We start from the raw sequence: 21,250 nt of genomic DNA, 5'->3' as shown, positions 1-21,250 counted from the left end.
TAGGTGTGTGAATTTTGGAAATCTTAAACAAGCATACTCATCGGCTCTTCCAACAGCTTTTTAACAGTTAAAAGAAACTGGGCTGCACTGGCACCGTCGACAACGCGGTGATCGGCTGACAGTGTTACTTTCATAATGTTGGTCGGATAAACCGTTCCGTCTTCTTTAAAAGCAGCTACTTTTTTGATGCCACCAACTGCCAAAATACACGAGTCTGGCGGGTTGATAATGGCTGTGAATTCATCCACTCCGAACATTCCCAGGTTTGAAATCGAGAATGTATTTCCTTCCCATTCTTTTGGCTGCAATTTTTTATCTTTCGCCTTACCAGCCAGCTCTTTTACCTCTCCTGAAATGACGGACATTGTTTTCTTGTCTGCGTCGCGAATCACAGGAACCAGCAGACCTTCATCTACTGCCACTGCCACGCCAATATTTACATAGTTGTATCTTCTGATTTTATCGCCTATCCAAGCTGAATTAACAGCTGGGTGTTGTTTCAATGCAAGCGCACAAGCCTTAATCACCATGTCATTAAACGAGATTTTCGCTGGGCTAACTTCATTCAACTGCGGACGAAGCGCCATAGCTTTGTCCATCACGATTTCCATGGTCACATAGAAATGCGGCGCGGTAAATAAGCTTTCACTCAGCCTGCGTGCAATGGTTTTGCGCATTTGCGAAATCGGCGTATCTGTGTAATCGCCTGTAGCCGCTGGCGTACCGGATGCGGGAGCGCTAGGCGCAACTGGTTCTGCAGCTTTGGTTGCTGGCGCCGGTGAAGCGGCTGGTGCCTCGGCAGGAGTTCCTTTTGCGGCTGGTTTGAAGTCATCCACGTCACGTTTGATGATCCTTCCATTATCACCACTTCCTTCTACCTGTCTAAGATTGATTCCTTTTTCATCTGCCAGCCTTTTAGCAAGAGGAGACGCCTTAATGCGTTCGCTGGAATCGGCAACAGAAACAGATTTTTCCTGGCCATTAACCTGGTCAGCGGGTTTGGTGCCCTCGTCGGCAGCCGAAATATTTTCCACTTCCACTTCGTCTCCGCCTTCACCATTTTCTCTTGCAAGCAGTGCCTCCACATTGGCCCCTTCCTCGCCGATGACGGCGATAATGCCATCCACTGGAACAGATTCACCTTCTTTGATGCCGACATGGAGCAAAACGCCATCTTCGTAAGCTTCCAGCTCCATTGTGGCTTTGTCTGTCTCGACTTCTGCCAATATATCTCCGGATTTTATTTTATCTCCAACTTTCTTTTGCCAGGATACCAAGGTTCCTTCTTCCATCGTATCACTCATTTTTGGCATACGAACGACTGTGGCATTGATTTTCTCAACAGCCGCTGTGGCAGCAGCCGCTGCGGCAGCAGGTGCAGCCGTCGTGGTAGCAGCCGCTTTTTTGGCAGGTTGCGGTGCGGCAGCAGCCGGTGCCTCTGTAGCAGGTGTAGCCTCAGGCTTAGCCTCTTCAACGGCAGGCGCAGATTCAGCGCTGCCATTTTTAGCGGCTCCATTTCCACCCTCCAAAAGCGCTTTGTAATCTTCACCCTGGGCCCCGACGATGGCCATAATTCCGTCAATAGGAACAGCATCGCCTTTGTTTACACCAATATAAAGAAGGGTACCGTCATAATAAGATTCCAGGTCCATGGTTGCCTTGTCAGTTTCGACCTCAGCAATAACTTCACCGGATTTTATTGTATCACCTACTTTTTTGTGCCATTCTGCGATAACACCTTCTTCCATGGTGTCGCTCATTTTGGGCATACGAATTACTTCTGCCATATCGCTTGTTAAGGTATTTTAGTTTCTTGGTCTGAAATTAGAATTAAGTCAAAATTACAACAAAAGGTGAATACCTCAGGCCTTTCATATCATAAAGTTGACCAAATTGAATGTTTTACCAACCCGCTTTATCGAGAAGTATTTTCCGAATACTTTTTAGTCAACCGCCTATTCTTCGGAAGCGATCTGGGACGCAATCCAGCGGGTTATTGCCATTTTCTCCATTAACGGCGTCATCCTCAAAGTACTGAAAAAGCTCCTGGCAACTTTTAATCGCTTGGTGAAGGTATAAGAGGTTTCACCGAGTTTATTACCACTTCGTGTCACGCCTATTCCAGTGCATTGCAGACTGGCTTTCGCGATCAATCCGATCAGGTATGGGGATTGGGAAAGAAATGGCAATAAACTTTGAGCAGCTGTGTTTCTAATTATCAAAAACAATCCCGAATGCAGCGGAATACGGCCTTTTGAAAATATTGAAACCAGGGATTTAAAAATAAAGGATGTGACTAATCGGCCGCCAGACTCATAATTGCCACTCCTTTGAGCGAAAATGACATCATATTCTGGGGCAAATGAATTAAGCATCGCAGGCAGAAACTCCGGCTCATCTTGTAAATCGGCATCCATGCAAGCGATGATTTCCCCTTTCGCAAATGCCATTCCGATCAGGATTGCGCTGCTTTGCCCCAAATTTTGCCTGAGGTTTACGATTTGAAAAGGCATATTTCCCGAGAGCGACCTCAGAATGGATATCGAGTTGTCGGGGGAAGCATCATTAACATAAACCAAATCACAATCCCAATTTTGCGCAGCTGCGACCGTCGCAATCCGCTGATGCAGCTCCACCAGTGTTTTCGCACTTTTATAAACTGGAACAACAACGCTTATTCTGATCATCAGTAGCCTTTTTGATAATCAACCACATTCAGCAATTTCTCGCCATTGACATACCGTTCAAGGTTTTTTTCAAATAAGGCTTGCCAGCGGAAAGCCGGGCCTTCCAGGCTTCTTCCCACATGCGGACTGACGACAATTCGAGGTTCAATCCACATGGGATGGTCAGCAGGAAGCGGCTCTGTTTCAAATACATCCAATGCAGCACCTGCCAGTTTTCCTTCTTGAATCTGACGTAAAAGTGCGTTGTCGTCCAATGTACCGCCGCGCCCGATATTGACCACAAAAGCAGATTCTGGCAATTTTTGAAGTTCATGCTGACCGATGAAGTGATGCGTTTCACTGGTTTTAGGAAGGCAGATAATCAATGCGTCCGTTTGCGGTAATTGTTCCCGAAAGTTATTGGAACCATAAACAGTGAAATCACCATCCAGCGAATCTTGGGCTTGATTACGGACCCCCGAAACGATACCCCCAAAAGCGTGTATCAATCGCGCGATTTCCCGACCTAGACTTCCCCAGCCGACAATCATGCACCTGCTTCCATGCAACGTAGGAAGCCGGTGGCGTTTCCAGGATTTTGTATTTTGTTCGTCCCTCAGCAAATGAAGCGACCTAAAAAGCGTGAGCAGTAATGCCAGGGCATGTTCGGCAAGCTCAGCGTCGTAAACCCCTTTTGCACAGGTTAAAATGATGTTTTTTTTAATAAGAACATTTTTCTGATGCAATATCAGATCCACGCCGACGGAGTTGGATTGCATCCAGCGCAGGTTTTCGGCATAAGGAAGGCTTTGAAGAAAAAACCGGTTACCCAGTACGATTTCGGCAGTTCTGATGAGTTCTTGCGCTTCGTTCTCCGTTGAAACCCAGCTGATTTCATGGTGAGGAGCGATTTGCTTCAATTTTGTAAAATGATCCGGTACAGGTTCGTACATTAAAAGGATCATACGTAATGCGGATTGGTGGTCCAGCTCTCCACTTGCTGTTTAAATTGCCTGTAATCCAATTCAATTTCTTCTTCTGACCTTAACAACGCCTCATGATAAGCTTTTCTGATATTCTGAACAATGAACTCCATGCTATGATGCTGATGGTCTTTCATGAATGACCGTCTCAAAAAACTAAAATTAATACCTAGCCTGGCGTATTCGTTAATCAGATATTTACTCGCAATAGGATGGCCGTTAGGGGGATACGTAACGCCGCCTGCGCCCAAAGGAATGGTAAAGTGTTTCCGGATATCCCTGACCGTATTGTCCATCAGCGGCACAAATATATTTCTGCTATTTTGTTGTATATGAAGGTCATTTAACCCAATATATGCTTTGCTGAGTGGAAGACTGGCCAGTTCCCGCAGACATTCCAACGCGGAGGTGGTCTCAATAAGAATATTTAAGCCAGCCCGATTTGCGATGAGCCTATGGGTTTGGCGAACATCGTTTGCTGAATGTACCATCGGTAAAAAGATCTCGTCAGCCCCTGCCTTTATAGCCAGTTCAACTTCGTGAAGGGTATGTTCCGTCGAAAACCCATTGATCCGGCAGATCAGCTTCCCGGCGGGCAGAACGTCTCTAACTCTGCATAAATCTTCGTAAGAATCGTAGTTGATCTGCGTATCAAACCGATCTTGCCGCAGCTTTTTCCCTTGGTTTTCCCAATCGACAATTACGCCGTCAATACCAGCACTTATCGCCTGACTTGCTATTACCGGATTATTGGAAAACAGAAATAAATTGAATTCCGTTGGTAGCATTTCCTTCATACATTCCTCGTTTTTTTGGCTACTATGAGACAACTTGTTCCAACGGGTATTTTAGTTTTATTTTTGATGGCGCTGATTTCCCATTTCAACAAGCTCCGCAGAAACCGGGAGGTCGAAGGGTTTCCGGCCATATGCTCACTTTTCTTTTTCTCGGGTGAATTTTTCTTCACAATGCCAAGCTTATTGGGTAAGACCCGCATCAGCCACATTGGCAGCCAAACCAATGAAAAGAAATAGGTTTTATAAGTAACCTCAAATCCTGATTTCGCCAGAATGCTGGTCAGGTCATTCAATGTGTAGCGACGAAAATGTCCCAGCTGTTCATCATTGTCCGACCATAGGCTGTTGAAGGCAGGTACGGTCAGCATGATCAATCCGTTGCTTTCCAGTAAATGGTTAATCTTATTTAAAAATGCCTGATCGTCTTCAATGTGCTCCATTACATCAAAAAAACCCGCAGCTGGAATGGTACCTTCCACTTTGGGAACATAGTCCTCCAATGTGCTGTGAACTGTATTCCGGATCCCTCTTTTTTGTGAATTCTGAATGCCTGAAAGATAGGGCTCGATCAATGTGACCTCATAACCAGCATTTTGCATGGCCAGCGCCGTAATGCCGTTGCCGCCACCGATATCATAAAAGTCCTTTGGGAAATGATTGGCTTTCATGGCTTCTACCAGGCATTCATTCCGGTGCTGGTACCAAAATGACATATCCTCCATTTCGAAGCAAACCGTATTGCCGTCGTCCGGGTAAGAAACGATCCACTTTTCCCTGTTCTCAACCATTATATTTTCTCTCCGGTGATGATTTGAAAAGGCAGAAATGTATTCAGGCCGGGAAGTTTTTCCAGTACCTTTTCGCTTTTTTGGCCCATGGCGGTATTGGCAAGAAACGGTGGGTAAAATCCAAAGCGCTTGATTTTCATATTCTTCCATCCTGCGTATTCCATTGCGCCGAATAATTTGGTTTTTGTCATATCTGCAACGCCTTTGTCACCCTTCCACGACATGCCGGGCGTGAATGCGATTTGGGCATAATAAAGTGGATTATAGGCATTTGGTTCAAGGAAAACGAGTTTTGCGCCCGGCTTGGCAATGCGGTACATCGCCTGAAAACAGGCCGCCAGGTTATGAAAATGATGTAGCGCCATAAAACCCATGACCACATCAAATTGCTCAGTAAGCTCGTCGGGTGCATCTAGAATGTCCGCAGCGTGCAGTTTTACAGGAAATTTATTGTCATTGTGGATTAAGAGCTGTTGCAGCAGAAATGGCGAGAGGTCCAGGCCTTCCACTTTATAACCTTGGGCCAGAAAGTTCAGCGTGTACTTACCCATTCCGCAGGCCACGTCGATAATGCGGTCGCTTTTTTTAATCCCCCCAAAATCAATCACTTCCCGAACGTGCCGGCGCACATAGGGAGAATAGACGGGGATCATGGTCTTTTTGATCTTTTGGCCGAAATAATCCAGCTGCTGATTGTTATGAAAGCGGATATTGGAGACGACTATGCTCATATGCGGTGCGTTGAGAAACTTTCAGCATTCAATATAAAAAAATATGTCACCACTATCAATAAAATGGTTTTTACATTTATTTAACGTGCTAAAACGCTACCGAAAAATAAGTTTTGGTATCCACTACAAAACAGCATACAATGTTACCCGCCAGATATTGGATTCAAAATCCGCTATTTTCTTCAAACCAGACTTTTCTGGCCTTTCAATGGTCTCTGAGGAGATAATGTATTTGCAAGACAGTTCCTTTAACGCTTCATGGGACAAGACGATATCGCGGCTGGGCGGCGTCAATTCTTTTGTCATTGTGGTATTGAAATAACCCAGTTTCTGGTCGTAAACAATCACGCATTGACTTCCCCAGTAATCAAAAAAGCCTTTATTGGCCGGGGCTTTTTCCAATTCTCCGGAAATGATCTGCCTGAAAGCATTTTTATAAGGCAATGCGTAATTGCTTGAATATCCGTCGATTGTCCACAAACCATTGTATTGGGATACCGCTGGCGGAATGCCAATGCTGGCTACACGATAGGAGGGAAGTGGCTTATTAATGTGCGTTTTGATTTTCTTAAAAAGATCCTCGGCATAATAATCTTCAAAGGAAAAAATGTAATGGTAAGGTTCGATCCGCACCCATTTTTTGAAAAACCATTCATAATAAGTGGGTTGATATGCAAAACAGATTCCCATTTGAAGCACAACAAGTGTTTGTACGATCTGTTTTTTGAAATTGATCGGCAATAAAAGAATGGCTTGGGCGGCAGCAATATGCCATAAAATCTGTAAAAAAATATGAAACCTTTCAAGGCTGTACATTCTCAGCAGATCGGATTTGTTGCGCAGATCAACGACCGGTTCCCATTGAAGTAAGGCAATGTACAGGCAGATTAAAGTGATGGTAATCAGGGTAGCTGTCAGTCCCGGAGGTAGTTTTTTCTTTTTTACCAAATCAAAAAAGAAAACAGAAAATGTGAAAGGAAGCAGGATAAAAGTGTGCAGGGAAAGCGCTACGTCAACATTGCCCAGCAGAAAATACCTGGCGAAAACTTTAATGCAAATGCTAACGGAGACAGGGAAACGCAACATTTCCATGCGATGCGAAACAAAACCTCTTCCACCTAAAATATTTTCCAATAAGTCCAGCTTTGTAATGGAGTAAACGGCTAAAAGAATCGCGAAAACCATTAGCAATCGTAAAACCAGTTTTTTTTGAATCAGGTCATAAGTAATGAGTAATCCAAGTGCAAAAAGCATAAAAACGCCGGCCGACTGAAAATTGGAAGTAAAGGGAAAGAGCCCGATGATCAGCCAATTCCACCATTCTGCTTTGTTTTTCCTGATATTTACGATAGCAAAAGCAAGCAGCGGCTGTCCGGCGATACTTAATCCCCAGGTAGGTAAAAAAGGTGTGAAAGCAAATGATAGCGCCAGAAACGCAGCGGAAAAACGGTCTAATTGGAGGTGTTTCCGGCACAGTAACCACATACCTGCCAGCGCGACGGCGCTAATAATGAGGATAAGTGACTCAAAAGCCTGAAAAGTGGGCAGGATTAGATTGAGCCAATAGTAAAAATTGTAGGTGCTGACGAGTGTAAATTTTGGTACACCACTCATAAATGGCTCCACTATGGAGAATGGAGGGGCCCAGGCATAACCGTTTTGGATTACAATCCGGTACCAGACAACATAAGAGTCCAGCGAATCGAAAGCATTGAAGAATGCTTTCTGGCCCAAAAATAGATTGGGCAAATGATAAAGGCAAAATATAAGCGTTACCCCTGCGATGTGGAACTGCCCATATTTTGCCTTCATAAAGAATGGTCTAATTGATTTTCAAAACGGCCATAAATGCTTCCTGAGGAATTTCAACATTGCCTACCTGGCGCATTCTTTTCTTACCTTTTTTCTGTTTTTCAAGCAGCTTGCGTTTCCGCGAGATATCACCGCCATAACATTTGGCCAATACGTCTTTACGCATGGCTTTCACAGTTTCCCGTGCGATGATCTTCTGTCCAATGGCAGCCTGAATAGCAATTTCAAACATTTGACGCGGAATCAGCTCACGCAATTTTTCACAAAGTTTTTTACCCCATTCATATGATTTGGAACGGTGAACAATTGCGGATAATGCATCCACGGGTTCGCCATTCAGCATGACATCCAATTTCACCATATCCGATTCCTGGTAACCTGCCAGTTCGTAATCCAATGAAGCATAGCCTCTTGAAATGGTTTTCAGCCTATCGAAAAAGTCGAAAACGACCTCGGCCAGTGGAATCTTGAATTGTAGTTCTACCCGCTCGGAAGTCAGATACACCTGATTTTTCAGAATACCCCTTTTATCCATACACAAATTCAGGATTGGGCCGATGTAATCTGCTTTTGTGATGATCTGCGCATTGATATAAGGTTCTTCGATCGTTTTAATCACGGTTGGATCGGGCATTTCCGAGGGTGCGCTGATATTGAGCAATTTATCCTTCGTATTCAGTACCCTGAACTGAACCGACGGCACGGTCGTAATGACCGTCATATCGAATTCGCGTTCCAATCGTTCCTGAACAATTTCCATGTGCAGCATTCCCAGGAAGCCGCAACGGAAGCCAAAGCCGAGTGCTGCCGAAGTTTCAGGCTCCCACACCAATGCGGCGTCATTCAATTGCAGCTTTTCCATTGCTTCCCGAAGTTCTTCAAACTCACTGGTATCGACTGGATAAATCCCTGCAAAAACCATTGGTTTAACCTCAGAAAAACCGATAATAGCCTCCGTAGCAGGGCGGTCAATGTGTGTGAAAGTATCACCTACTTTTACTTCTTTGGCAATTTTAATCCCAGAAATAAGATAACCTACATCGCCGCATTCCACTACCTGTTTTGGGATCTGGGCCAGACCTAGTGTTCCGATCTCGTCCGCAATGTATTCCTTGCCGGTCGCCATGAATTTCACACGGTCGCCTTTTCTGATTGTGCCGTTTTTAACACGGAAAATAACTTCAATACCGCGGTATGAATTAAAAGCCGAATCGAATATTAAAGCTTGTAAAGGTGCTTTTGGGTCGCCAATTGGTGCAGGAATGCGTTCTATGATCGCATTCAGGATTGCCTCGATGCCAATTCCTTCTTTTCCGCTGGCTGGTATAATGTCTTCCCGTTTGCAATCCAGCAATTCCACCATCTCATCTTTAATCTCTTCCGGCATTGCGCCAGGCAAGTCAATTTTATTAAGGACGGGAATGATTACCAGATCATGGTTGATTGCAAGATATAGATTTGAAATGGTCTGTGCCTCAGTTCCTTGCGATGCATCTACTAACAGTAATGCGCCTTCGCAGGCTGCGATGGAGCGCGAAACTTCATAAGAAAAGTCAACGTGTCCCGGAGTATCGATCAGATTGAGTGTATAGTCTTCGCCTTGATAGGTGTAGGTCATCTGGATCGCATGGCTTTTGATCGTGATGCCGCGTTCACGTTCCAGATCCATATTGTCCAGAAGTTGGGCTTGCATGTCCCGATGCGAAACGGTTTTTGTGAATTCCAGCAAACGGTCCGCCAAAGTGCTTTTACCGTGGTCAATATGGGCAATAATGCAAAAATTACGGATTTTCTTCATGAAGTAGTAACTAATCGAATGCTTTGAAGTACAGTTGGGAACCAAAGCAACCACAAAATTACGAGGGTAATTAGTATTTCAACAGGGAAGTTCAAACTTAATGGCAATAGTTTACGGAAAAGTGGCGAGGGTTGGCTGTCGCTCTTTTTTGGGGGTTCGAAAGATCCACACTTTTGTGAAAAACAAAAAAATGATAAAAATCCCAAGCGGAAGTAGCTTTCCATAGCGAATGAGCACGGCAGAAAGGCCAGTCAGGAAAAGCAATATGGCAGGGTGTGTGAGAAAACCCATAACGGTTCGAATCCACCTTTTGACTGAATCAGGTCCACCTTTTTCGATAGCCATTTCAATTTGGTTATTGAAGTCAAAGAATTTGAGAATTGTCACAAGCCAGGCACTATGGACAGTGCTATCGTAAACCAATCTTTTGGGCCAGGCTAAAAGCGAACCATAACCAAGAATCAACGCTGCCAGGAATGGGCCAAATGTCATCTGCATCAACAGTACCATCGGTAAATGCAGCAACAACGCGCCCAGCATTGCATAAGGAATAAGGCGTTTGTTAATCAACAGGATAGCAATAGCTGCCTGAAAAATAATTACGCCGAACCCCAAACACTGAGATAAAAACAGGGGTGGGAACAAATCGGCAGCAGCAAGGTAAGCGGGTATCTGGTGTTTGACGGCCAGCAGGGTTTCCATACTGGCGCCCGTCCACCAATCCTTGTCCAAAATTTTATTGATATCTGCACCTAAATAAAGTACGATGAGTTGGAAACGGATCAATTCGGTACCTGTTACCGTATTGCTAAGCGAAGTACATATAAACAGGCACGCGGTAAACATATGCGCTACCGAAATGCAGGTTTGACAGGAAAGCATTCCAATCAAAAATATAGCCCCGGTAATGAAAGACCCAAGCCTGACGAATGATGTAAACAGCAAAATGACAATGCCGCAAACAAACAAAACATAAATGCCCTGGTTAAACTCGCTGTCTGTCCCGATTTTTGCAAGAAATTCAAGGATAGGATAGAATCTCCCGGTGCCTTGATTTCCCATAAAAGGCGATTCCCGGGTAAGTAACAGATATACGGCGAGCAAGCGGACCAGTAGCACCAGTTCAGGACAAACCGCTTTTTCAAGCAAGTAAAACGGGTTGATGTGACGCATGTTACTCTGAAGTTGCCGTCCAAAGATAGGTCCGGCTTGGGCTGCCGTTGCGTGAGTAAATCAATTGGACACTATCCGGATGCATGCTATGGTGCTCCTCGGAGGAACGGATAATCCGGATCAGGTTTCCTTCTGCATGTGCCTCCCAGGCCTTTTGTGCAATGCCATACCTTGCCTCAACTTGCTGCTTATTCCAAATGCGGCCATTTTCAAAGGCCTGGATTTTATAATGTACCTGCGTGGTATGTGGCGCCCAGGACAACGTCCGGGTATCCTGCGTTACTTCATAAATGGTGTTAAGCAGTTGTGCTGCCAGAAACAGCAAGCCGGGCAGCCATTTTATTGCTCTGGAATTTATCATGGTTAGGTCAGGGCGATTCGACTCGAAAGTTCAATTTCGTTAAAAGTTATAAAATTTGGATTAAAAGTCCTTTATCATTCATTTTTGAGTTTACCGCAACCCGTTCTACCGGCTGAAATACCCCAAATGCTTAACATTTATACAAAATAATTAATCATTTGATTAAATAATTTGCACTTCTTAAAAATCGCTTATACTTTTGAGGCATCGAAATCGAATGGTGATAATGGCCAAGAAAGTAAAAGCAGAATTAGATCTCACAACGGAGCAAAAAATAAAAGAAGCGGCGAGCCGGGTTTTCACAAAAAAAGGATACGGAAATGCGCGTACCAGGGACATTGCAGAAGAAGCGGGAATAAATCTGGCATTATTGAACTACTACTTTCGGAGTAAGGAAAAGCTGTTTGATATCATCATGGCCGAGCGGATTGAAAAGTTGTTCGGCGTACTGGCGCCGTTACTATATGATGAGGGGACTACTTTGGAAGAAAAGCTTCAAAATATTACCGACAACTATATCACAATGCTGACCGAGCATCCTGATCTGCCGATTTTTGTGTTAAGTGAGATCAGGAATAACCCGGACAAACTGGCAGACAGACTGCAGGCAAGGAAACATATGACACAATCTGTTTTTGTGAGGCAGCTAATGGAAAAAAGGAAGGATATAAGCCCTTTTCATTTTTTGATGAACCTATTGGGAATGGCATTATTTCCTTTTATTGCAAAACCGGTGCTACAACCCATTATTGGAAGTGAGAATAATTACAATGCCATGATGGAACAGCGTAGAGTGCTGATTCCCAAGTGGATCAAAATGATGCTGGAAGAAGTTTAAAATTTTTTCGGCAATCGTTAATCAGTTGATTAAATATAATGATTAAATAAATGAATCAATGAGATGAAAAAGCAAATTTTCATAGCGATTCTTTGTCTGATGTGCTGCGTATTGCATGCGAAAGCGCAGCTCACAATTGAAGAATCTTATCAGTTGGCGCGTAAAAACTTTCCGATAATCCGCCAGCAGGACTTGATTATCAAAGCCAGGGATTACTCGATTGAGAACGCAGCAAAAGGGTATCTGCCCCAGATCAGCATTTTGGGCCAGGCTTCGTATCAATCGGCGGTGACAGAATTTAACCTTCCCGTTTCGCTTCCGGGAGTAGAATTTCCGACAATCAGCAAAGACCAGTACAGGGTTTATGCAGAGGTTAATCAGACGATTTATGACGGCGGAATGATAAGAACGCAGGTCAAATCGCATGAGGCAAATGCGGTGGTGGAACAGCAGAAGCTGGAAGTGGAGCTTTACAAGCTTAACGAGCGCGTTAACCAGATTTTCTTTGGGGTTTTGATGATCGATGAACAAATGCTGCAAAATGTGCTTTTGAAAAGGGATATCCAATTGGGAATCAATAAGGTGCAGGCGCAGATCGATAACGGGATCGCTTTCAAAAGCAACGGTAACATATTAAAAGCCGAACTGCTCAAAGCGGATCAGCGAATGATTGACCTGAATGCAAGCCGCAAAGCCTATCTGGATATGCTTGGGATTTTGACCAATCAGCCTTTGACTGATTCCACAATCCTGGTAAAACCGGCCGCACTTAACCTGGCTGGCGAAATAATCAGGCCGGAATTGAAACTTTATGATTTTCAAAACCAAAGCCTGGACATTCAGTCCCAAATGATTCAGGTCAAGAATCGTCCGAAATTCAATTTCTTCCTACAAAGTGGCTTTGGAAGGCCTGCACTCAACATTTTAAGCAACAGTTTTGATCCTTATTATGTGACTGGCGTTCGGTTGACCTGGTCACTGTCCGGACTTTATACATTGAAAAATGACAGGGCTCTGATCAGGAACAATCGAGAGTCTATTCAAGTCCAAAAGGAGACATTTTTATATAATACCAGCCTAACCATAAAGCAGCAAAATGCAGAATTAGTAAGGTTAGGGCAATTGCTTGATACTGACAATGAGATCATTGTATTGCGGGAAAGCATTAAAACCACCGCTGCGGCGCAATTGGAAAACGGCGTGATCAATACCAATGATTACCTGCGCGAGGTGAATGCCGAAGACCAGGCGAGATTGAACAAAATCCTGCACGAAATCCAGCTTTTAATGTCGGGTTACAACCTGCAAACTACGCTGGGAAAGCCAATTGAATAATAGCTACAACATGGACAGAAATAGATAAGAGAATGAAAACATCAGCCAGTTTATTAATCATCGTGATCGGCCTTGCAAGCTGCAAGGGAAAAGAGAGCCCATACGACGCATCCGGAACATTTGAAGCCGTGGAAACCATTGTGTCGTCTGAAGCCACCGGCCGGATTATGCAGCTTTCCCTGGAAGAAGGCCAGGAAGTTAAAGCGGGGCAAATGGTAGGTTACATTGACAGCGTGCAGTTGTACCTCAAAAAGAAGCAACTCGAAGCGCAAATCAGGGCGACAGGAAGCCGGGTGCCGGATATCGCAGCACAAACCAATGTGTACAAGCAACAAATCGCGGTTTCGCAGGTGCGGCTGAAAAATCTGAACCACGAAAAAAGCCGGATCCAGAATTTATTAAAAGCAGATGCGGCGACGCCAAAACAGCTTGACGATATCAATGCGCAGATCGAAGAATTGCAGAAGCAACTGGATGTGATCGGCAAACAGGATGCGGCGCAAACGTCGGTACTCAAAACCCAGACCTCCGGCTTGCGAGCAGATGTTCAGCCACTGGTTGTCCAGATCGAGCAGATCAATGATCAATTGTCAAAATCTAAAATTATTAATGAAGCGGCTGGGACCGTGCTGAGCAAATATGCCGAAGCAAATGAAATCACCACCTCCGGCAAGCCGCTTTACAAGGTAGCTGATCTTTCAACCATCATCCTGCGTGCTTATGTGACAGGCGATCAGCTATCGGGCATTAAACTGAATCAGCAGGTTAAAGTGCTGGTAGACAGTACCGATGGTAAGTATCACGAATTGCCTGGAACGATTGACTGGATCAGCAATAAGGCAGAATTTACGCCCAAAACGATTCAGACCAAAGATGAGCGTGCGAACCTTGTGTATGCTGTGAAGATCAATGTGAAGAATGACGGTTTTTTGAAAATAGGTATGTACGGCGAAGTAATATTGAAGTAATGGAAGCAGTTGTAGTCCGGAATATTACCAAAACTTACGGCAAGGAGAAAACCGTTGCCGTGGATAATGTATCTTTTTCGGTTGGAAAAGGCGAAATCTTCGGTCTCATTGGCCCGGATGGAGCAGGGAAAACCAGCATTTTCAGGGTCCTAACCACCTTGCTGCTGGCAGACAGCGGTACCGCTTCCGTCGATGGCTTTGATGTGGTAAAAGATTTCAAAAGCATCAGAAATACAGTGGGTTATATGCCCGGGAAGTTTTCGCTATACAAGGATTTGACCATTGAAGAAAACCTCAATTTCTTCGCAACGGTCTTCGGTACGACGGTTGAGGCCAATTATGATTTGATCAAAGACATTTATGTTCAGATCGAGCCATTTAAAAAGCGTCGGGCAGGGAAATTATCGGGCGGAATGAAACAGAAGCTGGCATTATGCTGTGCCCTGATCCATAAGCCTACCACATTGTTCCTGGATGAGCCTACGACGGGCGTTGACCCGGTTTCTAGAAAGGAGTTTTGGGAAATGCTGAAAAGATTGAAAGAACAGAACATTACCATCATTGTATCCACACCTTATATGGACGAAGCATCATTGTGTGACCGCATTGCCTTAATCCAGGGTGGAAAGATCCTTTCTATTGACACACCCGCAAACATTGTAAAAGCATATCCCGAAAAACTTTACGCGATCAAGGCTAATGAAATGTATCCTTTGCTGAAAAGTTTAAAAGATTATCCGGGAACGTTAAACAGTTACGCTTTCGGCGAATATGCGCACGCCACTTTTAAGGACCAAATGCGAAACCTGGAAGATTTTGAACGGTATCTGTCTGATAAACAACTTACTGGCATCGATATAAAGCGTATTGAAGCGACTATTGAGGACTCATTTATTAACCTGTTGAACTGATGGCAGCGGATGAAAAAGTGATTGTGGCCGACAAGCTTACCAAACGTTTCGGGGATTTTATTGCGACCAATGAAATCACTTTTGAGGTGAGTAAAGGTGAAATATTTGGGTTTCTGGGCGCCAATGGTGCCGGGAAAACAACCGCCATGCGCATGCTATGCGGGTTATCTGCCCCCACCTCCGGAAATGCTCAGATTGCGGGTTACGACATCTACAGTCAAACTGAGCTGATCAAGAAAAACATTGGCTATATGAGCCAGAAATTCTCGCTTTACGAAAATCTGACGATACTTGAAAACATTGAGTTTTTTGGTGGGATATACGGACTAACTGATCAGCAGATTAAGGTCAAGACCGAAGAGCTTGTGAACCGGCTGGGTTTGAAAAGCGAGGCTAAAAAGCTGGTCGGATCATTACCATTGGGCTGGAAACAGAAGTTGTCATTTTCCGTAGCGGTTTTGCATGAACCCAAAATTGTATTTCTGGACGAACCTACGGGCGGTGTGGATCCGGTGACGAGGCGCCAGTTCTGGGATTTGATTTACGAAGCGGCCGACCGGGGTATTACCATTTTTGTGACGACACATTATATGGACGAGGCGGAATATTGTAATCGTATATCCATCATGGTGGATGGCCGGCTGGAAGTGTTGGATACGCCAGCTAACCTGAAGAGGAGTTTTGGTGTGGGAACCATGGACGAAGTATTTTATCAGCTTGCAAGAAGCGCAAAACGAGGAGATTAAGCCATGAAACAGTTCATATCATTTGTCCGGAAAGAATTTTATCACGTGTTAAGGGACCGCAGGACCTTACTGATCCTCTTCGGAATGCCGATTGCCCAGATCCTGCTCTTTGGTTTTGCATTGACCAACGAAGTGAAGGATTCAGAGATTTTGGTGGTGGATTATGCCAAGGATGCGGCCTCGCAACAGGTGATCACGCGCATTGGGGCAAGCCGGTATTTCAAGATCAGAAAGGCTGCATTGACGCACAAAGAGATTTTAGCCACTTTCCAAACGGGAAAGATCAAAGCCGTACTCGTGTTTCCAGCCAATTTCAATGAAGATCTTCTGCGTAGCAATAAGGCTCAGATTCAGATCATTACGGATGCGATCGACATTAATACCGCCAATATGATTACCAATTATATGTCGGCGATCATTCTTGATTACCAAAATCAGATCAGCGAAAATCTGAAAATTCCCTATCAGATCACCGCTGAGACCCGGATGCTTTATAATCCGCAGCTCAAAGGCGCGCATGGATTTGTCCCGGGCGTTATGGCGCTGGTTTTGATGTTGGTATCGGTGATGATGACAGCTATTTCAATCGTAAAAGAAAAGGAAACGGGCACCATGGAAATATTGCTTGTTTCACCATTTAAACCGGTTATGGTCATTTTTGCAAAAGCCTTTCCCTATCTAATCCTCTCGCTTGTGAATGTAACGGCGATCCTATTGCTCAGCGTTTTTGTGCTGGATCTGCCCGTGAAAGGAAGTGTACCGTTGCTTTTTGCAGAAAGCACATTGTTTATCATAACCTGTCTGGCGCTTGGCATTTTTATCTCCATTAAAACCGATTCGCAGCAAGTCGCCATGCTGATCTCGCTGATGGGTATGCTGCTGCCAACCATGATGTTCAGCGGCTTTTTATTCCCCATCGAAAATATGCCGCTCGCTTTGCAGATCATTTCCAATATTGTTCCTTCTAAATGGTACTACATTATAGTTAAGTCTATCATGATCAAAGGTTTAGGGATTTCCGCTCTTTGGAAAGAGACGTTGATCCTACTGGGGATGACGCTGTTTTTATTGGGTGTTAGTTTAAAAAGCTTTAAAATCCGTTTACAATGAGGACATTGAAATTTTTATTACGCAAAGAGTTCAGGCAAATTTTCCGGGATAAGTCCATAGTCGCTTTGATCTTTTTTATGCCATGCATTCAGCTGATTGTGATGCCATTGGCGGCAGATTATGAGGTTAGGAATGTGAATCTGGCTGTGGTAGACCATGACAAATCGCCTTATTCCCAAAAGCTTATTTCCAAAGTGATTGCCTCGGGGTATTTCAAATTGCAGGGATACAATGCTTCGTTCAAAGAAGCACTTAGCCTGATCGAGTCTGATCAGGCTGACCTGATCCTGGAAATTCCGCAAGGATTTGAGCGCAACCTGATCCGCGAGGACAAGCAGAAATTGTTTGTGGCGGTGAATGCGATCAATGGTACCAAAGCCAATCTGGGCGGGTCTTACCTCAATAGCATCATTGGTGCTTTCAACGCAGATATCCGGATGCAACTGATCCAGCAGCCACGTTTCAGCCAGTTTCCCGTCATCGACATTGTTCCATCGAACTGGTTCAATCCTGTTCTGAACTACAAAATCTACATTGTGCCGGGAATCCTGGCTATCCTGGTAACCATGGTGGGAGGGTTTTTATCAGCATTGAATATTGTGAAGGAAAAGGAGATAGGGACGATCGAGCAGATCAATGTGACACCCATTAAAAAACACATCTTCATTCTCGGAAAGCTGATACCTTTCTGGGTTTTGGCTTTTATTATATTCACGATTGGCTTAATTCTGGCCAGGGTCTTCTATGGCATCGCACCTATCGGAAGCCTTTTTGTGCTCTACCTTTTTATTGCCGTTTATTTGCTTACCGTACTGGGATTTGGTCTTCTGGTTTCCACATTTTGTGATACGCAGCAGCAGGCAATGTTCATTATGTTCTTTTTTATGATGGTATTTATTCTGCTGGGCGGCTTATTCACTTCCATCGACAGCATGCCGGAATGGGCCAAACTCGTTACCCGGTTGAATCCGGTGCGGTATATGATCGAGGTAATGCGGATGGTAATCCTGAAAGGAAGTGGTTTGAGGGACGTTTTGCCTCATTTGGCAGCGGTTGCAATAATGGCTGTGGTTTTGAATGGCTGGGCTATTCTGAATTACAAAAAAACCAATTAATCCATCGATACCATCGCTTTGATGACGCCATTCGCAGGATTCAGCCAGCTTGCAAACTGATCCTTCACCTGACCAAAAGTAACACGGTGGGTAATGTAAGTTTTTGGATCAACCAAACCGTTTTTCATGCTTTGGATCACATGTTCAAAATCGGCACGGGTTGCATTGCGGCTGCTCATTAATGTGGCTTCCCGCCTGTGAAACTCAGGATGGCTCACGCTAATCTCCCCTTTTTGTAAACCCACCAATATGTACCTGCCGCCATGTGAAAGATAGCTGAAAGCGGTATTGATGGCATGGAGATTGCCCGTAGCATCAATGATCACCGTGGGCATATCTCCGTTGGTAATTGCAATGAGTTTTTCAATTACATTTTCATTTAAACCGTTAATTGTGTGCTGGACGCCGATTTTATTTCTGCAAAAAGCCAGTCTTGAATCATTGATATCCAAAGCAATCACATTTCCGCCTGCAATGCGCGCAAATTTCATGGTTCCCAATCCAATGGGGCCTGCACCCACAACCAGCACAGATTCATTTTTTTGCACATCCGCACGCCTAACGCCGTGCGCGCCAATTGCCAAAGGTTCCACCAGCGCAAGTTCATCAAAGCTAAGCCCGTCGCCATGGACCAGCGAGTAGGAGGGGACGGACAGGTATTCCACCATTCCGCCGTCGATATGCACGCCGGATACTTGCAGCGTTGTGCAGCAATTGGGATTTCCGTTGCGGCAGGCAATGCATTTCCCGCAGTTGAAATAAGGAATGAAGGTAACCGTCTCTCCAATGGAAAATTCGGGATGGTCCGTTTCCACGATTTCTCCTGCAAGTTCATGCCCAAGAATTCTTGGATAATTAAAAAACGGCTGGGTACCTTCGAATGCATGAAGATCGGTGCCGCAGATACCAATCCGCTTTATTTTAATGATGGAATGGCCTTGTTTTGAAACAGGCGTTTCTGCTTGTTGGTATTCAAATTCACCTGGCGTTTTGCAAACTAATTTTTCCATAAAGTATTTAAAATCAGGAATTTGCTAATGCGCGATCGAGGTGGACATAGCCGCCATCGACGTAAATTAATTGCCCGGTTGTATGACTGGATCTTTGCGAAAGCAGGAACACGGTCATATTAGCAATTTCTTCGGCAGTTGTCATGCGGTTTTCGAGCGGGATATGCGCCACGATGGATTCCAACTTTTCTTTTGGGTTAGGAAGCGTTTCAATCCAGCGTTCGTAAAGTGGTGTCCAACATTCTGCTACGATCACCGAGTTTACGCGGATGCCATATTTGAGCAACTCTACGGCCCATTCCCTGGTCAATGCATTGCGTCCGCCATTGGAAGCGGCATATGCAGAAGTGCCGCCTTGACCAGTATCTGCCGTTTTTGAGCTGATATTAACGATTGAGCCTTTGGATGCTTTCAGAGCGGGTAATGCATATTGTGCCATTAAATAGTAATGCACCACATTTTTATGAAGGGAGGCCATGAAGTCTTCGTAATTCCCTTTTTCCAAGCCAACGCCATCATTTACACCTGCATTATTGATCAATCCCTCAATTCTTCCGTAACGCTCCAAAACAGCAGCTACTGCTTTTTCTGATTCTTCCGGGCGTGTTAACTCCGCTGCGATCTGATACGATTCGAACCCTTTTGCAGCCAGATCATCCACTACTTTCTGGTTGTCTTCTGCATTGCGGCCCACAATCACTGGAATAGCGCCTTCCGCGGCCAGGACTTGTACAATCCCTTCGCCAATCCCTTTTGCCCCGCCGGTTACAATAATTACTTTATTTTGAAGCTGTAAATCCATTTGATTTAAATTGAAACGCTTTTTTGAAAATATAACCCCTTAATGCGCCGTTCCGAGGGTTACGTTTTTGATTGAATTGTTTTTTATAGCAAAATATAATACCACTAAAAAGCAGACTGCGGGTACGATATAAGCAGTTTGTATCGAAGAAATATCGGATACCTGCCCCATGATCACTGGGAAAACGGCCCCACCAACAATGGACATGATTACGAGCGAAGATCCGATTTTGGTTTTTTCACCAAGGCCTCGAATGCTCAATGCGAAAATGGTCGGGAACATGATGGACATAAAGAATTGCGCGCCAACCAATGCATACACCGAAAACATACCGGTTGTAAAAACCGCTACAATAAGCAAACCTACATTGACAATGCTGTAAATGGCCAATAAACGCGGCGGGGCGACAAAACGCATGAGATAGGTACCTATAAAACGGCCAATCATAAAACTCAGAAATGCCCCGGATAGAAGATAAGCGGCTGTTTTCTCGTCGATACCGGCTACCTTATCCGAAAAGCGGATGAAAAAGCTACTGATGCAGACCTGCGCACCCACATAGAAAAACTGGGCGACAGTCCCCAGAATCAGGTTCTTTTCCGCCCAAATGGATCCCTGTACCTTTTGCCCCGGCTCATCTTCATCCTTAATCTCCGGTAGCGGCGTCCGCCAAAAAAGCAATGCAACAAAAAGTACGACTAAACCAATGAAAATGAATGGTAATTGAACGGACGATGCCTCTGCATTCAAGTAATTATTGAGCTCCGCACCAGACATGTTTTGCTGCTCTTGCTCCGACAACGTTTTGCCGGAAAGAATAAATGTGCCGCCCATTAACGGCGCGAGAAAAGCAGCCAAACCGTTAAATGATTGAGCAAAATTAAGCCGCTGCGTAGCCGAATCAGGGTCGCCTAAAACCGTAATATATGGGTTTGCAGCGGTTTCCAGCATCGTAAGTCCGCTTGCAATGATAAAGAGCGCGACAAGGAAAAAGCCAAAATGACGCATTTCCGCAGCGGGGTAAAAAAGAAAGGTACCGAACGCAAAAAGCAGCAATCCAAGGGTTATCCCGGCCTTATAACCATATTTTTTCATGAAAAGACCGGCGGGCAATGCAATCAGAAAATAGGCGATATAGGAGGCTGAATCGATCAGTGCGGATTGGAAATCACTAAGTTGACAGGCTTTTTTTAAATGCGGAATGAGGATCGGATTAAGATTGAGGGCGAATCCCCAAAGAAAAAATAATGACGTGATCAGGATTACAGCCAGCCGCGTTTTACGATCGGTCATAGAGGTCAGGAAT

20 protein-coding genes are annotated in these 21,250 nt (G+C 44.6%); 7 read left to right on the top strand and 13 right to left on the bottom strand.

All coding sequences use genetic code 11. The features are described 5' to 3' along the window. Positions 1–23 precede the first annotated feature (23 nt). The 10 genes from FHS68_RS07725 to FHS68_RS07680 form a co-directional block, all read right to left on the bottom strand. The gene (locus tag FHS68_RS07725) at positions 24–1,787 is read right to left on the bottom strand and encodes a pyruvate dehydrogenase complex dihydrolipoamide acetyltransferase (protein WP_167268868.1); all 1,764 of its coding nucleotides are present in this window, start codon (positions 1,785–1,787) and stop codon (positions 24–26) included. Between the two features lie 168 nt (positions 1,788–1,955). Then, entirely contained in the window at positions 1,956–2,687 is a 732-nt protein-coding gene (locus tag FHS68_RS07720; protein ID WP_167268866.1) for a glycosyltransferase, read from the bottom strand. Continuing rightward, positions 2,687–3,631, bottom strand: coding sequence for a D-2-hydroxyacid dehydrogenase (locus FHS68_RS07715; protein WP_167268864.1), 945 nt, complete (start codon positions 3,629–3,631; stop codon positions 2,687–2,689). The genes FHS68_RS07720 and FHS68_RS07715 overlap by 1 nt, the downstream gene beginning before the upstream one ends. Continuing rightward, positions 3,628–4,446 (bottom strand): aldolase/citrate lyase family protein, encoded by an 819-nt coding sequence (locus FHS68_RS07710; protein ID WP_167268862.1) that lies wholly within the window; start codon positions 4,444–4,446, stop codon positions 3,628–3,630. The genes FHS68_RS07715 and FHS68_RS07710 overlap by 4 nt, the downstream gene beginning before the upstream one ends. Continuing rightward, a complete protein-coding gene (locus FHS68_RS07705; protein WP_167268860.1) occupies positions 4,443–5,234 on the bottom strand; it encodes a class I SAM-dependent methyltransferase in 792 nt (263 codons plus the stop codon). The genes FHS68_RS07710 and FHS68_RS07705 overlap by 4 nt, the downstream gene beginning before the upstream one ends. After that, a complete protein-coding gene (locus tag FHS68_RS07700) occupies positions 5,234–5,965 on the bottom strand; it encodes a class I SAM-dependent methyltransferase (RefSeq protein WP_167268858.1) in 732 nt (243 codons plus the stop codon). The genes FHS68_RS07705 and FHS68_RS07700 overlap by 1 nt, the downstream gene beginning before the upstream one ends. 123 nt (positions 5,966–6,088) lie before the next feature. Continuing rightward, positions 6,089–7,777, bottom strand: a complete 1,689-nt coding sequence (locus FHS68_RS07695; protein ID WP_167268856.1) for a DUF6044 family protein — start codon at positions 7,775–7,777, stop codon at positions 6,089–6,091. A 10-nt stretch (positions 7,778–7,787) separates the two neighbouring features. Then, positions 7,788–9,575 carry a translation elongation factor 4 gene (gene lepA, locus FHS68_RS07690; protein WP_167268854.1) on the bottom strand — a complete coding sequence of 596 codons (1,788 nt, stop codon included), beginning with the start codon at positions 9,573–9,575 and terminating at the stop codon, positions 7,788–7,790. A 111-nt stretch (positions 9,576–9,686) separates the two neighbouring features. Next, positions 9,687–10,748, bottom strand: a complete 1,062-nt coding sequence (locus tag FHS68_RS07685; protein WP_167268852.1) for a hypothetical protein — start codon at positions 10,746–10,748, stop codon at positions 9,687–9,689. Between the two features lies 1 nt (position 10,749). Continuing rightward, the gene (locus FHS68_RS07680; protein ID WP_167268850.1) at positions 10,750–11,109 is read right to left on the bottom strand and encodes a hypothetical protein; all 360 of its coding nucleotides are present in this window, start codon (positions 11,107–11,109) and stop codon (positions 10,750–10,752) included. A 226-nt stretch (positions 11,110–11,335) separates the two neighbouring features. On the opposite strand from FHS68_RS07680, the gene FHS68_RS07675 reads away from it, so the two are divergent. The 7 genes from FHS68_RS07675 (at position 11,336) to FHS68_RS07645 (ending at position 18,132) form a co-directional block, all read left to right on the top strand. Further along, complete coding sequence (locus FHS68_RS07675; protein ID WP_167268848.1) at positions 11,336–11,947, top strand: TetR/AcrR family transcriptional regulator; 612 nt, start codon at positions 11,336–11,338, stop codon at positions 11,945–11,947. A gap of 63 nt (positions 11,948–12,010) precedes the next feature. Further along, positions 12,011–13,282: a TolC family protein gene (locus FHS68_RS07670; RefSeq protein ID WP_167268846.1), complete on the top strand. Its 1,272-nt coding sequence runs from the start codon at positions 12,011–12,013 to the stop codon at positions 13,280–13,282. A 32-nt stretch (positions 13,283–13,314) separates the two neighbouring features. Next, entirely contained in the window at positions 13,315–14,250 is a 936-nt protein-coding gene (locus FHS68_RS07665) for an HlyD family secretion protein (protein WP_167268844.1), read from the top strand. Beyond that, positions 14,250–15,161: an ABC transporter ATP-binding protein gene (locus FHS68_RS07660; RefSeq protein WP_167268843.1), complete on the top strand. Its 912-nt coding sequence runs from the start codon at positions 14,250–14,252 to the stop codon at positions 15,159–15,161. The genes FHS68_RS07665 and FHS68_RS07660 overlap by 1 nt, the downstream gene beginning before the upstream one ends. Next, complete coding sequence (locus FHS68_RS07655; RefSeq protein ID WP_167268841.1) at positions 15,161–15,907, top strand: ABC transporter ATP-binding protein; 747 nt, start codon at positions 15,161–15,163, stop codon at positions 15,905–15,907. The genes FHS68_RS07660 and FHS68_RS07655 overlap by 1 nt, the downstream gene beginning before the upstream one ends. 3 nt (positions 15,908–15,910) lie before the next feature. Further along, the gene (locus tag FHS68_RS07650) at positions 15,911–17,017 is read left to right on the top strand and encodes an ABC transporter permease (RefSeq protein WP_167268840.1); all 1,107 of its coding nucleotides are present in this window, start codon (positions 15,911–15,913) and stop codon (positions 17,015–17,017) included. Next, the gene (locus tag FHS68_RS07645) at positions 17,014–18,132 is read left to right on the top strand and encodes an ABC transporter permease (RefSeq protein WP_167268838.1); all 1,119 of its coding nucleotides are present in this window, start codon (positions 17,014–17,016) and stop codon (positions 18,130–18,132) included. Before FHS68_RS07650 ends, FHS68_RS07645 begins: the two co-directional genes overlap by 4 nt. Here the strand turns inward: FHS68_RS07645 and FHS68_RS07640 are convergent. Genes FHS68_RS07640 through fucP form a run of 3 tightly spaced genes read right to left on the bottom strand, consistent with a single transcriptional unit; the run spans position 18,129 to position 21,237 of the window. Further along, positions 18,129–19,142 (bottom strand): zinc-binding alcohol dehydrogenase family protein, encoded by a 1,014-nt coding sequence (locus FHS68_RS07640; protein WP_167268836.1) that lies wholly within the window; start codon positions 19,140–19,142, stop codon positions 18,129–18,131. The genes FHS68_RS07645 and FHS68_RS07640 overlap by 4 nt on opposite strands. A gap of 13 nt (positions 19,143–19,155) precedes the next feature. Continuing rightward, on the bottom strand, positions 19,156–19,944 hold the full coding sequence (locus FHS68_RS07635) for an SDR family oxidoreductase (protein ID WP_167268834.1): 789 nt from the start codon (positions 19,942–19,944) through the stop codon (positions 19,156–19,158). A gap of 39 nt (positions 19,945–19,983) precedes the next feature. After that, positions 19,984–21,237, bottom strand: coding sequence for an L-fucose:H+ symporter permease (gene fucP, locus FHS68_RS07630; RefSeq protein WP_167268833.1), 1,254 nt, complete (start codon positions 21,235–21,237; stop codon positions 19,984–19,986). Positions 21,238–21,250: the final 13 nt, after the last annotated feature.

The sequence above is a fragment of the Dyadobacter arcticus genome (assembly GCF_011762185.1).
Taxonomy (GTDB): Bacteria; Bacteroidota; Bacteroidia; order Cytophagales; family Spirosomataceae; genus Dyadobacter; species Dyadobacter arcticus.
The sequence above is the reverse complement of the archived record's forward strand: the minus strand, read 5'-3'. Positions and strand labels throughout refer to the sequence as shown.